This is a genomic window from Undibacterium sp. TC4M20W (assembly GCF_049340245.1).
Taxonomy (GTDB): domain Bacteria; phylum Pseudomonadota; class Gammaproteobacteria; order Burkholderiales; family Burkholderiaceae_D; genus Undibacterium.
Map to the genome: position 1 here is coordinate 325,379 of NZ_JBMPPI010000006.1, position 13,742 is coordinate 339,120.

Consider the following 13,742-nt stretch of genomic DNA (forward strand, 5'->3'; position numbering starts at 1 on the left):
TAAAGAAGTATTGAATGAATTTATTTTTCGAAGAATCCGGTGATTTCAAGGCAGGCAGCATCATGACGCATGCTGGTGAGGCTTATCAGGTCGAGATGGCCAGTGGCAAGCGCACAAAGGTCAAAGCCAAGGATGTGCTGCTGCAATTTGCCTCGCCCGATCCCGCCAGCCTGATAGAGCAGGCGAAAGCCGCTGCGGCTGAGATAGACCTGGAATTTCTGTGGGAAGTCGCCGGACAGGAAGAGTTTGGTTTTGCTGAACTGGGTACCGAATATTTTGGCCATGCACCACAACCGGTAGAAGCGGCAGGCCTCATCTATGCCCTGCATAACGCCCCCGTTTATTTCTACAAAAAAGGCCGTGGCCGTTACAAGGCCGCGCCTGAAGCATCGCTGAAAGCCGCACTGGCCGGTATAGAAAAGAAAAAACAGCAAGCCCTGATACAGGCTGGCTATGTAGAAGAACTCAAGCAAAACCGCCTGCCAGATGCAATGAAATCACTGGCGCTGCAGCTCTTGTTCAAACCCGACAAGAACAGCATAGAATACAAGGCCCTGGCAGAAGCCTGCGATGCCATGCAAATGTCACCGCAACGTCTGATGCTTGCCGTCGGTGGTATTGCCAGCCCCAAGCATCTGCACCTGGCCAGGTTTCATTACGAGCATTTCCCAAAAGGCGTGGGTTTCCCGGCGATTACCTTGCCAGCTTTACCCACTGATTTGCCCGTGGCAGATGTGCAGGCTTTCTCCATCGATGACGTTACCACGACCGAGATTGATGATGCCTTCTCTGTCGTTGATCTTGGCAATGGCCAGTTGCGTGTCGGCATACACATTGCCGCGCCAGCCCTGGGCATACAGCGCGGCGATGCGATAGACCAGATGGCCCGTGGCCGCATGTCTACCGTGTATATGCCTGGCGACAAGATCACCATGCTGCCGGATGAACTTGTCAATGTCTATACCCTGGGGGCAGGCCAGACCCGCCCGGCAGTATCACTGTATGCGACTTTGAATACTGAAGACTGGTCTGTCATCAGCACCGAGACCAAGGTAGAAGCCGTGCCTATGGCCAGCAATCTGCGCCACAATGACCTCGATGCATTGGTGACAGAAGACAATCTCGCCAATAATGCCGGTGAATATCCGCACAAGGCCGACATCGCCCAATTGTGGAAATGGGCGCTGGTGCTCGAGCAGGGCCGTATGGTCAAACGCGAGAGCTTTGGCATGAAGCCCGAGCAAAACAATCGCGTCGATTTCAATTTCTATGTAGAAGATGATGTCGTTTCCATCGTGCGCCGCAAGCGTGGTGCGCCGCTGGACAAGATCGTCGCCGAACTGATGATCTTTGCCAACAGCACCTGGGGCAAACTCATGGCTGACCATGGCATCCCTGGCATCTACCGCGCCCAGGGCGTGGCAGGTGGCCGTGGCCCCGGCGGCTGGACAGCGCGCATGCAGGTACGCATGTTGACCCATGCAGCGCCGCATCAGGGCCTGGGTGTCGATCAATATGCCTGGAGCACATCGCCACTGCGCCGCTATACCGACCTGGTCAATCAATGGCAGATCATCGCCTGTGTGCAACACGGCATTACCGCACCGCTGGTCGCTACCTTTAAACCCAAGGATGCCGACCTGTTCGCGATAGTCTCAGGCTTTGATGCCGCTTATGCCGCTTATGCCGACTTCCAGAACAATATGGAACGCTACTGGTGCCTGCGCTGGCTGGGCCAGCAAGAACAGCGCCAGGTAGAAGCTGTTGTTTTGAAAGACGAAGTCTTGCGCCTCGTCGATATTCCGCTCATCATCCGTTTGCCGGGCATGCCGCAGACAGCACGCGGTGCCCAAGTCAGACTGGATATCCTGCGCTGGGATGAAGTCGATCTTGAAGTCGAAGCGCGCCTTCTGGAATTGTTATCTACCGTTACCGAGCTTGAGGAAGAAGAACTGGACGACGAAACCAGCACTGAAGTTGCAGAAGACTTCAGCGCAGAAGAAGGCGCACCTGCAGCAGAGACAGTAGCAGAGGCGGAGAGCGCGACAACAGAGGTGGAAACTGAGGTGGCAACTGAGCTTAGCAATGAGCTTGCCAATGACGACGCGAATACTCCAGACGAAGAACAGCCACAAGCCTAGTAATGAAAAGTCAGAATAAAAAAACCAAGCCTGCGAAACAGGTTAAACAAGAACAACCGCCAGGCGGGCAAGAACAGGCCGCCAAGGCAGGTGAAGTCACACCCACGACTACAGCAACACCTGCAATACCGGCTAAAGGTATTGCTGTAGCTAGTACGACTAACAGCAAAGCCAGAACTAAAGCAACCAGTTCTGGCTCTGCGCAACCTGGAGCTGGCAAGACAGAAAAACTGATTTTCGGTGTTGCGATCACAACGTCTCTGGTCTTGCATGCACTGGCTTTGCTGGTGCATTTTGTCATGCCGAAAACGGTAGAAAACAAGTCGCGTGAACCGGACCTGGAAGTGATACTGGTTAATTCCAAACACAGCAAGCGTCCGGTGGTCGCTGAAGCACTTGCGCAGGCAGACCTGGATGGCGGCGGAGCGCACGACAGTGGCCGCAGCAAATCACCCTTGCCTGATATGAACCGTATTGAAAACGGTGACGCACTGCAGACTAGCACAAAAAAAATTGCCGAGCTCGAAGAGCAGCAAAAGCAATTAATTGATCAGACTAAACTCAAAGATATTTTTCGACAGGAAAAACAAGAACGAAAAAATACCGATGATAAACCCAAACCAAATACTGGCAGCGATAATGCAGAAACCAGTAAAGCTCTTGCACGTGGCCCCGCTGAAATTGCACAGACGATAGAAGACCAGAACAAGCGGCCAAAAAAAATATCGATCACTCCTTCTACTCAAAAGCGGGAGGACTCTCTGTATTACACACAAGTACGCCAGCGTATTGAAGACACAGGTACCCTGAATTTCCCTCAAAAGGATGGAAAAAAACTTTATGGTCAGATGTACGTAGCCATTCCAATTTCACCTGATGGCAGCCTGTATGAAAGAAATGGTGGGCCGCAAGTAATTACGACTTCAGGTGATAAGGACCTGGATGCAGCGGCATTGCGTATCGTGAGGCGTTCTGCACCATTCAAGAAATATCCCAAGAATGCAATTCCGGGAGATGGTAATGTCTATTTTGAGATGATTGCCCGATTCAAGTTTACACGGGAACAACATCTTGAGGCCGAGTTGCGTGAGGCACGAGAATGAACTTTGACCACTACGTCGTCATCGGCAACCCGATTGCGCACAGCAAGTCACCTGCCATTCATGCCCGCTTTGCAGAGCTGACAGGCCAGCAAGTTGATTACCAGCGCCTGCTGGCACCACTGGACGGTTTTGCCAGCACTGTGCACGATTTTATTGCGGTTGGTGGCAAGGGCGCCAATGTGACCCTGCCTTTCAAGCTCGAAGCCTTTGCTCTTGCGACAGAGTTGAGTGAGCGCGCCAGGATAGCCGGTGCTGTCAATACCCTCAAGTTTGAGCACGGCCATATCTATGGCGACAATACCGACGGCATAGGCCTGGTGGCCGATATCGTGCGCAATGCCGGTGTCAGCCTGCGCGGCAAGCGCCTGCTTTTGCTGGGTGCTGGCGGTGCAGCCCGTGGTGCCTTGCTGCCGTTGTTGCAGGAGGAACCTGCTGCATTGACTATCGCCAACCGCACGCTTGCCAAAGCACAGGATTTGCAGCAACAAGCCAGCAGCCTGAGTGATCGTTGTGAGCTGCAAGCCTGTCGTTTTGAAGACTTGCAACAGCCTTTTGATGTCATCATCAATGCCACCTCGGCCAGCATCAATGACGATGTGCCGCCCCTGGCTGCGATAGTATTTGGCAAAGACACACTGGCCTATGACATGATGTATGCCGCTGCACCCACCTCATTTTTGCGGCTGGCTGCCAGCCACGGTGCGCAATGCCGTGATGGTCTCGGCATGCTGGTCGAGCAGGCAGCAGAAGCTTTTGTTTTGTGGCGCGGCGTGCGCCCGCCATCGGCATCGGTACTGGCGGAAATGCGTGCCGCTCTGCAAGCGAGCCTGTGATGAAATTATTTGGCCGCATCCTGTTCTGGCTGGTACTCGTACCCCTGTTGCTGTTCACGCTTTTGCAGGCGTATTATCTGGCGCATGTCTGGTGGTGGATAGACCACAACCCGACATCGACCAGCTTCATGCGCCAGCAACTCAGTGTCTTGCAAGAGAAAAAGCCGGACTTCCAGCTCAAGCATAAATGGGTGCCGTATAACCGCATCTCGAATAATCTCAAGCGCGCCGTTATAACCTCAGAAGATGACAGTTTTGTCGATCATGAAGGTGTCGATTGGGAAGCCATGCAGGCAGCGTACGAAAAAAACCAGAAAAAAGGCAAGGTCGTTTCTGGCGGTTCCACCATTACCCAGCAGTTGGCCAAGAACCTGTTCCTTTCGCCAGACCGTAGTTATTTCCGCAAGGGTGAAGAACTGATCATCACCTATATGCTGGAAAAATGCATGGACAAGCAACGCATTTTGGAGATCTACCTCAATGTTGTAGAATGGGGCGTAGGCGTGTTTGGGGCAGAGGCTGCCGCACAAAATTATTTCCATACCAGTGCCGCCAATCTCGGCCCTGCCCAGGCAGCCAGGCTGGCCGTGATGCTACCCAAACCACGCTATTTTTATAAAAACCCGGGCTCTGGCTATTTGCAAAGACGTAGCGAAGTCATCCTGCAGCGCATGAATAATTCTGAACTGCCATGAAATATACAAAACAACGCGGGCTGAGCCTGATTGCCGTCGCCTTCCTTTCCATGCTGATTGCTGCATTGGGCATGGGCTTCCTGTACTACATGCGCTATGGCCGCCTGCCCATGCATGACATGTGGGCGCGCTTTGGCAAGGCGGCTGCTGTCATCAGCAATGACGTTAAAGAAACCACAGGTCTGCCAACCGGCAACAGTGAAGGACCCGGCATGCGCCAGGCTGCCACCACCAGCGAAGGCGTGCGCCGCTGCACCATTGATGGCAAGACCGTGTATTCAGACACCCTGTGCCTGGACAATAATCCCACTACCAAAAAAATCAAACTCAATGACTCCAAAGGCATGGAGCCGCCAAAAACTGCCGTCGCCAAAGAAGATGGCGGCAAGGGTGCAGATAATAATTATCCGGCTTCTATGAGCAATGAAGAAATGAAGAAAAAAATCATGGAGCAGGCACTGGGTAAAAGTGCCCCGGCATCCAGTGCTGAGGAAGACCTGCATCTGAAAGCCATGAACCGGGCGATTGATAAGGCAACAAAATAGGTTGACAGGGCTGCTTACAGCACTACTATCGCTTGCCCATACCTTTACTGATTCGTAGGGTGCGCCATGCGCACCATTCGTTTTACAGCGATAAATCTACGACGGTGTGCACGGCGCACCCTGCAAATTAAAGCACGGCTTCTTTAGTTTTAAGCCATCCTCTTAGCCTGATGTATCAGCTCAAATACCTGTTTCGCCTCTGCGATGGATTGAAACTGCGTCATCGTCTTCGCATTTATCTTACCAGGCAGGCCTGAGAGTCCGCCAAACAGGGTTGCCAGTGGGTTATTGCCAAACACGATACTGCCTTCACCCTCTTTAGCCTCAGCCAGGCTGATTTCACCCAGGTTTTTAAGGTCCAGTGATTTCAGATTGCTGTTAAACAGACCTGAGACTATCAGTATGCGTTCACTGGTGACGGCATAATAAGTGCCAGCTCTTTGTCTTGCTTCAAGAAAGAAGCGGCCTCCTATCATGTGCAAACCTATCAGTACAAATGGGATGCCCCACAAGCAAAAAAACAGGGGAGCGCCAGAAGTGATGACGTTGTATTCCCAAAACAGCGCAAAGCCACCCCATAGCAGGCTGAAGGGCACCATGAACAAATCAGTGACCTGGAACATGATGCCCTGGCGTGGCTGGCCTGACCATAGCAGGCGCTCATGGGCGAATAATGTAGAAGTAATTTGCGGGAACTGGTTGGTAGTCATTGTCCGGTACTTATGTAATTGCTGGAGTACGCTAAAAGCTGTATTGATAAAAAATTTTGGAATGCTGCCATGAGTCTGCACGCGCTGCTCTGATAATTATACCTTCAGTGTATATACACACAGATGCAAAAAAAAGATCGCCTCTGATGAATCCTTTTGGTTCGTTGCTGACTCTTGTCATGGCAAGCAGATGTCAAACAGCCCCTGAAAGGAAACAATATGCTCACTTACCAAAACCCGCAAGACCTGGCCAAAGCCAAAGAACTGATCAGTCTCGCGCCTAAAGAGGCACAGGCTTTTCTGGCACTCAAGACCACAGCAGAAAGAGCCGATGGTGTCATCCCTGAAAAATACCGTGAGCTGATTTCCATTGCCGTTGCCCTGACTACCCAGTGTGCTTATTGCATCGATGCGCATGGCAAGAATGCCGCAAAAGCTGGGGCGACCAGGGAAGAGATTGCCGAGGTGGTTTTCATTGCCGCGGCATTGCGCGCTGGTGCCGCTGTCGGGCATGGTCTGCTGGCCTTGCGTCTGTTTGATGAGGCCGAGCTGGCTCAGCAAGGCAAAACCTGAAACGCAGAACCCACGACATTTGCCGCAGCATTGATTGCGGCAGTGCATATCCTGGCTTTGTTGAAAGCAACATCGGCAAGGCAAACAATGGCCAGCGTCAGGTAAGCAAAATAAGCCAGACCTGTATAGTCTGCAAAAATGACAGTGTGCAGCCAGTCTTGCCCGAACAGGTAGAAGTACGCGGTGAGTGCAGCAGCACCCAGCAATACGCCAGCAGGCAGCAGCAATTGCACGCTGGCGCGTGGGCGCAGTGCCACTGTGGCAGCCAGCAAGACAAAAATCAGGGTATTGGCCGCAGTAAAAATGCGGAATTCACGCGTCAATGACTGTGCCACTTCCATGTATTTTCTGCGTATCAGTTCGTTCAATCTGTCATTGATTTGTGCAAGTTTCTGGCTGCGCTCCTGCATGCCTATTGTCAGGGACCTTTCTATCTTCTGTCGGCAAGTGCAGTCGAGTTTGCCCAAATCTGTCACGATGCCTGCAATGCGGGCAGGCAGGTCTGCGGCAAGCTGAAGTTTTAATTTTTCCATCTCTGCCGTCTGGCGTGCAAGCACCTGGCCTGCCAACTCGGCTATTTTGCTGTCTTGCAGCGTATGCAGCTTCGCATGAACCCGTTTTTTCACTTCCAGACGCACAACTTCACGTGCCATGTTTTCTACCATGACGGGATTGCTGTAAGACAGTAGCAATGCCAGGGCGGACAAGAGAGCTCCCGGCAAGCTAATCAATAAAAGTAGTGCGCGTATCATGTTTTCGGGTCAGGATCAAAGGCATGCAGCCATGTCGTTGGCAAATAGTAGTCCGATTTGCATTCGCAGCCTATATACAGAAGTCTGCCCTCCCGTTCATCTTTCTAATCTGCCATTCGAGCCTCCGGTCTTCCCACTAGTCGCAGCATGCTGGCTTGCACGAATGCCGAACTTTTATCATGCGCAAGCGCTGTAAGAAACCATGAAGGCAGCCATAACGATCAACGACAATCAAGGAGACAGCATGACACAGCAAGATGAACTCATCACACAATTAAGCCGCCAGAACCGTTTGCTCAAGCAAGTGCTGACAGTCGCAGGGGCAGGCCTGGGCATCATGCTGCTGACGGCTGCCGCATATACTGAAAACCGTGGCAAATTTTCTGAAATCGATGTAGAGCGTATCAACATCGTCACGCCTGAAGGCAAGCATGAGATGGTTATCGCCAATCACCTGCGCCTGCCTGAGCCTGTGATTGATGGCAAACAAAGCAAGCGCAGCGGCCCGCAACGCCCCGGCATGATTTTTTATAATGCGCAGGGCGATGAAAACGGTGGCTTCATCTTCGACGGCAAGCTTGACGACAAGGGCAGGCCTGTCGCCGGTATGCATTTTTCCATGGACAGGTTTGGCGGTGACCAGCAACTCTCGCTCGGTCATTATGAAAGCGGCGGTAGCATGGAGTCTGGCCTGAAGATCTACGACCGCGGCCTGCAAAAAGATTACGATGGCTTGTACCAAGCCTATGAAAAAGCCCCGGCCGGACCAGAAAAAGATGCGCTGCTGCAGAAATGGAAAGATGCGGGTGGCCAGCAAACCAACCGCATGTTCATCGGCAAGACCCGTGGCAAATCATCTGCCATCATCATGGCAGACGCCAAAGGCAAGCCGCGCATCATGATGCTGGTGACACCAGAAGGCCAGGCCATGCTGAACTTCCTGGATGACAAAGGTGAGGTGATACAAAGTTTTCCGCAGGCAGAGCAGGGGGCTTTGAAAGCGAAGTAAACGTTGAATGATGGATGGTGTGAAAACCTTGGTAGGGTGCGCCGTGCGCACCTGTTTTGCGTAAACTGCACGAACGGTGCGCACGGCGCACCCTACCAAATTTATTCTACAGATACAGCATCTTTTGTCTTTGCTCCTCAGTCAGATTAATATCCCTGGCCTCATAAAACGCAAAAATCGCATCGACGATATTTGCTGGTTCATCGATGAGTTGTACCAGATTCAGGTCATCATGGTTGATCATGCCGTTGCCCGCCATTTGCACCCTGATCCAGTCCAGCAAACCCTGCCAGAAACTGGTGCCTACCAAAATCACCGGGATGTTGCGGGTCTTGCCAGTCTGTATCAGCGTCAATACTTCACTGACTTCATCCAGAGTGCCAAAGCCGCCAGGGAAAACCACATAGGCATCGGCATATTTGACAAAAGCCACCTTGCGCGCAAAAAAGTGGCGGAAGGAGAGGCTGATGTTTTGCCAGGGGTTACTACGTTGCTCGTGTGGCAATTCTATATTCAGTCCAACAGAAGGGGAGGCTCCCTCGAACGCACCCTTGTTGGCGGCTTCCATAATACCGGGGCCACCGCCAGAGATAACGGCAAAACCCTCGTCCGACAAACGACGCGACAAATCCACGCATTTGGCATAATCCGGGTGGTCATCCTTGGTACGGGCAGACCCAAAAATCGTCACGGCAGGGCGGATAGATGAAAGCCGCTCGGTGGACTCGATAAATTCTGCCATAATCGTGAACATATGCCATGATTCGCGCGCTTTCAGCGAAGTTGCTTTTTCCTGATCGATAATCTGGCGCAACCTCGTTACATCTTTTCTGTTTCCGTTCATATGCAAAATACTCTCTTGTTAGTTGATGGCTCTAGCTATCTGTACCGCGCCTTCCATGCCCTGCCTGACCTGCGTAATGCACAAGGCGAGCCAACGGGCGCCATACACGGCATGATCAATATGTTACGCCGTTTGCGTACTGATTATCCGGCAGCATACATTGCCTGTGTGTTTGATGCCAAAGGCAAGACCTTTCGCGACGACCTGTATGCAGAATACAAGGCCCAGCGCGCCCCCATGCCAGACGACCTGCGCCTGCAGATAGAGCCTATCCACATCGCCGTCAAGGCCATGGGCTGGCCTATCCTCATGGTAGAAGGGGTAGAGGCTGATGACGTTATCGGCACACTGGCAGTAGAGGCCACCAAGTTGGGCATGAACACCATCGTCTCTACCGGCGACAAGGACCTGGCGCAACTGGTCAATGCCAATGTCACCCTGATCAATACCATGAGTAATGAAAAGCTCGACGAGCCTGGTGTACTGACCAAATTTGGCGTGCCACCTAACCGCATCATCGATTACCTGACACTGATAGGTGACACCGTCGATAACGTCCCTGGTGTCGCCAAATGCGGCCCCAAGACTGCCGTCAAATGGCTGACAGAATACGACAGCCTTGATGGCGTCATCGCCAATGCTGACAAGATCAAGGGCGTGGTCGGCGACAACCTGCGTAGTGCGCTGGAATGGCTGCCACAAGGCCGCGTACTGATCACCGTCAAGACTGATTGCGACCTGACTGGGCATTACACATCGATACAAGACAGCCTGATCGCGAAAGAAGAAGACAAGTCAGAACTGGTCGGCTTTGCTGGCCGTTGGGGTTTCAAGACCTGGCTGCGTGAATTGACTGGCGACGCTACTGCCGGTGCCACACCGCTGCCTGCTGCCAAAGCAGCGACCAGCGGCAGTAATTCAGTACAGGCTGGTTTGTTCAATGATGATGCAACCGACGTTGACAATCCTGCGACACCTGTTATTCAAAATTACGAGACAGTTGTGACCGAGGCCGCACTGGACGAATGGCTGGCCCGCATCAACGCCGCGACGCTGACATCAGTGGATACAGAAACCACCTCGCTGGACCCGATGACCGCGCAAATGGTCGGCATTTCGCTATGCTGCGAGGTAGGGCATGCAGCCTATATACCTGTCGCCCATAACTACCCAGGCGCGCCTGATCAGTTGCCCAAGGCCCTGGTACTCGACAAACTCAGGCCATGGCTGGAAGACGACAGTAAAGCCAAGGTCGGCCAAAACCTCAAGTACGATAGCCACATCTTTGCCAACCAGGGCGTGAATTTGCACGGCATAGTCCATGACACCCTGCTGCAATCCTACGTCTTTGAATCCCACAAATCGCATGACATGGACAGCCTGGCCATGCGCCATCTCGGCAAGAAGACCATCAGCTTTGAAGAAGTGTGTGGCAAAGGCGCAAGCCAGATCTGCTTTGACCAGGTAGACATAGAACGCGCCACCACCTATGCGGCTGAAGATGCCGACATCACCCTGCAACTGCACCTGGCCATGTGGCCAGAGATAGAGCCGGATGCCAATTTGCTGCGCGTCTATCGCGAGATAGAAATACCCACCTCAGTCGTGCTGCAAAAGGTAGAACGCAATGGCGTGCACATCAACAAAGACTTGCTGGAAACGCAGTCGCATGAAATCGGCATACGCCTGCTGGAGCTGGAACAAAAGGCCTATGAACTGGCAGAACAGCCCTTCAATTTGAATTCCCCCAAACAACTGGGCGAGATTTTCTTTGGCAAGCTGGGCCTGCCTGTCGTCAAGAAAACACCATCCGGCGCGCCATCGACCGATGAAGAAGTCTTGCAAAAACTGGCCGAGGATTACCCCCTGCCCAAGGTCTTGCTTGAATATCGTGGCCTGGCCAAACTGAAGTCCACCTATACCGACAAATTGCCCAAGATGGTCAACGCCAGCACAGGCCGCGTCCACACCAATTATGCGCAAGCCGTAGCTGTGACTGGCCGCCTGTCATCGAATGACCCCAACCTGCAAAACATCCCCGTGCGCACCGCCGAAGGCCGCCGCATACGCGAAGCCTTCGTCGCCGGGCCTGGCAATGTCATCATCTCTGCCGACTATTCGCAAATTGAATTGCGCATCATGGCCCACATCTCTGGTGACGCCAGCCTGCTGGCCGCCTTTGCCAATGGTGAAGACATTCACCGTGCCACTGCATCAGAGATTTTTGCCGTAGCGCTTGATGAAGTCAGCAGCGAACAGCGCCGCTACGCCAAGGTCATCAACTTTGGCCTCATCTATGGCATGAGCGCCTTTGGCCTCGCTGGCAACCTCGGCATAGAACGCAGCGCCGCACAAAGCTATATCGACAAATACTTCCAGCGCTACCCCGGTGTCGCCCAATACATGGCCGACACCCGCACCAAGGCCAAGGCCCACGGCTATGTAGAAACCGTCTTTGGCCGCCGCCTGTGGCTGGCCGAAATCAATTCCCCCAACGGCCCCCGCCGCGCTGGAGCCGAGCGCGCTGCGATCAACGCCCCCATGCAAGGCACCGCCGCCGACCTCATCAAACTCGCCATGATTGCGGTACAAGGCTGGCTGGAAAAAGACAAGCTGCAATCAAGAATGATCATGCAGGTACACGATGAACTGGTACTCGAAGTACCGCAAGCTGAGCTGGAATTGGTCAAACAGAAACTGCCAGAGTTGATGGCGACCGTGGCGAAGCTGGATGTACCTTTATTGGCTGAAGTGGGCGTGGGGGGAAATTGGGAAGAGGCGCATTGAGGAACATTGCACAACGAGATAATTTATTGTCCTAAGAAGCAGTATTTTGGAGTTTTACTGTGCAGAAAATAGAAATTGAACTAAAAAATTACCGGTGTTTTCAAGAGCCAATTCCAACTAAGTTTTCTCTTGAACCAGGAAAAACAATTGCGCTTATCGGAAAGAATAATGCTGGGAAGTCTGCATTATTGCGTTTCTTTTATGAATTTAAATATCCACTCATTAATTTTATTAATGGCAACTGGGAGACGGTTGATGTATTGACGAGGAAAAATCAAAATCCAGTAGACCCAGAATTAAATGCTAGATATGGACTAAGGGATAATCTTGATATATACCCCAATAGAGATTCCTCAAACTCTGTCAAATTTTCTTTTTCTACTTCCGATATTACATATGCATTTGAAATTTCCAAACCAAATGAACGTGTTGGGTACCAATTACATAAGACCCAAGTAAGAGCTAGTAGTGAAATTAATTTCGACGAAAAATTTCATGATGTAAAAGATCAATTCGAATACAGTTTGTACATCGGTGCACAACGGAATTTAATCACTACAGGCGTTAGTGATTATTTCGATCTATCTGTTGGAACAGTTTTTATTAATTCATGGAATCAACTCAAATTTGGAGTTAATTCCCTAAGTGCTTCAATGGCACTTAAAGCTGAACGATTAATCGCTGAATTATTGGGCTGGTCGAATTTGTCGATTGATGCCAGTGACGACAAATCACAACTTTATCTTACGAAAGATAATTTACATCGTTATTCAATTTCTGAGCTCGGCGCAGGAATTTCTGAATTGGTGATTTGTATAGTAACAGCAGCAACCCGGAAGCCAAGTTGGATTTTAATTGATGAGCCGGAATCTCATTTGCATCCATCTTTGCAAGTGAAATTTGTAGAAGCATTAACTCAACTTGCATCGTGTGGTTTGATTTTTACTACTCACTCTATAGGTCTAGCAAGAACATGTGCGGATTCAATATTGGTTGTTCAGCAAGATAAACAAGGTCGAAGCTCAATTAAACCTTTTGAAGGGATAAATAATTTTTCAGAGTTAATGGGTGAGCTTTCGTTTTCTCAATTTCGCGAATTAGGATATGACAAGATATTGCTATGCGAAGGCGTGACAGAGGTAAAAGTTTTTCGGCAAATTTTACGTCATTGGAATCTTGATTCATCGGTTTTGATAGTGCCATTAGGTGGTGAAGCGTTAATTGATGCAAATAGACAGCATGAATTAGAAGAGTTCAAGCGATTTGGTGTTGAAGTTTTCGTTATTGTTGATAGTGAACGCAGTAGTGAAGATACTTCTATTTCGAAACGAAATAAATTTGTTGACGTCTGTAACAAAATATTCGGTGAAAACCATGCCATGCAAACTCGTTTAAGGGCGACTGAAAACTATTTCACTTCTGATGCCATAAAATTAGCATTGCGAAATGAGGAGTATCAGCCATTACTACCATTTCAAAATTCCAAGGATTCTCCGAAATTTTGGGGTAAGAACCAAAATTGGAAGATTGCTGCTGAAATGACCAAAGAAGATTGGGAAAAAACTGATCTCAAAAATTTCTTTGAGCGAATGACGTCATTGAAAATAGTGTCTTAGCCTGAGCTAAATAAATAAGGTAATCCCCCGGCTCTGCCGGGGGACTCCTCAAGGTTTGACCTATACGGCGGTCGGTTTGAAACTTCTATCTCTACCAAAAGAAGGAGTTTCAAGATGAAAGAGTATCAAAGTTT

12 protein-coding genes are annotated in these 13,742 nt (G+C 50.9%); 9 read left to right on the forward strand and 3 right to left on the reverse strand.

Translation table 11 applies throughout. From position 1 onward, the window contains the following. Positions 1–14 precede the first annotated feature (14 nt). The 5 genes from ACO0LL_RS11100 to ACO0LL_RS11120 are packed head-to-tail and all read left to right on the forward strand — an operon-like array spanning position 15 to position 5,317. The gene (locus ACO0LL_RS11100; RefSeq protein ID WP_422950924.1) at positions 15–2,141 is read left to right on the forward strand and encodes a ribonuclease catalytic domain-containing protein; all 2,127 of its coding nucleotides are present in this window, start codon (positions 15–17) and stop codon (positions 2,139–2,141) included. A gap of 2 nt (positions 2,142–2,143) precedes the next feature. Beyond that, the gene (locus tag ACO0LL_RS11105) at positions 2,144–3,244 is read left to right on the forward strand and encodes a TonB C-terminal domain-containing protein (protein ID WP_422950925.1); all 1,101 of its coding nucleotides are present in this window, start codon (positions 2,144–2,146) and stop codon (positions 3,242–3,244) included. Next, positions 3,241–4,077, forward strand: coding sequence for a shikimate dehydrogenase (aroE, locus tag ACO0LL_RS11110; RefSeq protein ID WP_422950926.1), 837 nt, complete (start codon positions 3,241–3,243; stop codon positions 4,075–4,077). Before ACO0LL_RS11105 ends, aroE begins: the two co-directional genes overlap by 4 nt. Continuing rightward, positions 4,077–4,772, forward strand: coding sequence for a monofunctional biosynthetic peptidoglycan transglycosylase (mtgA, locus tag ACO0LL_RS11115; protein ID WP_422950927.1), 696 nt, complete (start codon positions 4,077–4,079; stop codon positions 4,770–4,772). Before aroE ends, mtgA begins: the two co-directional genes overlap by 1 nt. Further along, complete coding sequence (locus tag ACO0LL_RS11120) at positions 4,769–5,317, forward strand: hypothetical protein (protein ID WP_422950928.1); 549 nt, start codon at positions 4,769–4,771, stop codon at positions 5,315–5,317. The genes mtgA and ACO0LL_RS11120 overlap by 4 nt, the downstream gene beginning before the upstream one ends. 149 nt (positions 5,318–5,466) lie before the next feature. Here ACO0LL_RS11120 and ACO0LL_RS11125 read toward each other — a convergent pair whose 3' ends face one another. Next, positions 5,467–6,027: a hypothetical protein gene (locus ACO0LL_RS11125; RefSeq protein WP_422950929.1), complete on the reverse strand. Its 561-nt coding sequence runs from the start codon at positions 6,025–6,027 to the stop codon at positions 5,467–5,469. A gap of 219 nt (positions 6,028–6,246) precedes the next feature. Here ACO0LL_RS11125 and ACO0LL_RS11130 point away from each other — a divergent pair, with 219 nt between their 5' ends. Beyond that, a complete protein-coding gene (locus tag ACO0LL_RS11130; protein ID WP_422950930.1) occupies positions 6,247–6,600 on the forward strand; it encodes a carboxymuconolactone decarboxylase family protein in 354 nt (117 codons plus the stop codon). On the opposite strand, the gene ACO0LL_RS11135 is transcribed toward ACO0LL_RS11130, so the two are convergent. Then, positions 6,582–7,307 carry a hypothetical protein gene (locus ACO0LL_RS11135; protein WP_422950931.1) on the reverse strand — a complete coding sequence of 242 codons (726 nt, stop codon included), beginning with the start codon at positions 7,305–7,307 and terminating at the stop codon, positions 6,582–6,584. The genes ACO0LL_RS11130 and ACO0LL_RS11135 overlap by 19 nt on opposite strands. Positions 7,308–7,596: 289 nt before the next feature. Between ACO0LL_RS11135 and ACO0LL_RS11140 the strand changes: the two genes are divergently transcribed. Beyond that, positions 7,597–8,361 carry a hypothetical protein gene (locus tag ACO0LL_RS11140; RefSeq protein WP_422950932.1) on the forward strand — a complete coding sequence of 255 codons (765 nt, stop codon included), beginning with the start codon at positions 7,597–7,599 and terminating at the stop codon, positions 8,359–8,361. A 106-nt stretch (positions 8,362–8,467) separates the two neighbouring features. Here the strand turns inward: ACO0LL_RS11140 and ACO0LL_RS11145 are convergent, their stop codons facing one another. Next, positions 8,468–9,205, reverse strand: a complete 738-nt coding sequence (locus tag ACO0LL_RS11145; protein ID WP_422950933.1) for a TIGR00730 family Rossman fold protein — start codon at positions 9,203–9,205, stop codon at positions 8,468–8,470. Here ACO0LL_RS11145 and polA point away from each other — a divergent pair, their 5' ends adjacent. Together polA and ACO0LL_RS11155 are read left to right on the forward strand one after the other, a co-directional pair. Further along, a complete protein-coding gene (gene polA, locus ACO0LL_RS11150) occupies positions 9,206–11,992 on the forward strand; it encodes a DNA polymerase I (protein ID WP_422950934.1) in 2,787 nt (928 codons plus the stop codon). It abuts the gene before it with no gap. A gap of 59 nt (positions 11,993–12,051) precedes the next feature. Further along, positions 12,052–13,608 (forward strand): ATP-dependent nuclease, encoded by a 1,557-nt coding sequence (locus tag ACO0LL_RS11155; RefSeq protein ID WP_422950935.1) that lies wholly within the window; start codon positions 12,052–12,054, stop codon positions 13,606–13,608. Positions 13,609–13,742: the final 134 nt, after the last annotated feature.

Bases quoted from the DNA above. Each gene is read 5' to 3' on its own strand.
- aroE (WP_422950926.1), top strand. From the start codon at position 3,241: ATGAACTTTGACCACTACGTCGTCATCGGCAACCCGATTGCGCACAGC.
- ACO0LL_RS11125 (WP_422950929.1), bottom strand. From the start codon at position 6,027: ATGACTACCAACCAGTTCCCGCAAATTACTTCTACATTATTCGCCCAT.
- ACO0LL_RS11100 (WP_422950924.1), top strand. From the start codon at position 15: ATGAATTTATTTTTCGAAGAATCCGGTGATTTCAAGGCAGGCAGCATC.
- ACO0LL_RS11145 (WP_422950933.1), bottom strand. From the start codon at position 9,205: ATGAACGGAAACAGAAAAGATGTAACGAGGTTGCGCCAGATTATCGAT.
- ACO0LL_RS11140 (WP_422950932.1), top strand. From the start codon at position 7,597: ATGACACAGCAAGATGAACTCATCACACAATTAAGCCGCCAGAACCGT.
- ACO0LL_RS11130 (WP_422950930.1), top strand. From the start codon at position 6,247: ATGCTCACTTACCAAAACCCGCAAGACCTGGCCAAAGCCAAAGAACTG.
- ACO0LL_RS11105 (WP_422950925.1), top strand. From the start codon at position 2,144: ATGAAAAGTCAGAATAAAAAAACCAAGCCTGCGAAACAGGTTAAACAA.
- polA (WP_422950934.1), top strand. From the start codon at position 9,206: ATGCAAAATACTCTCTTGTTAGTTGATGGCTCTAGCTATCTGTACCGC.
- ACO0LL_RS11120 (WP_422950928.1), top strand. From the start codon at position 4,769: ATGAAATATACAAAACAACGCGGGCTGAGCCTGATTGCCGTCGCCTTC.
- mtgA (WP_422950927.1), top strand. From the start codon at position 4,077: ATGAAATTATTTGGCCGCATCCTGTTCTGGCTGGTACTCGTACCCCTG.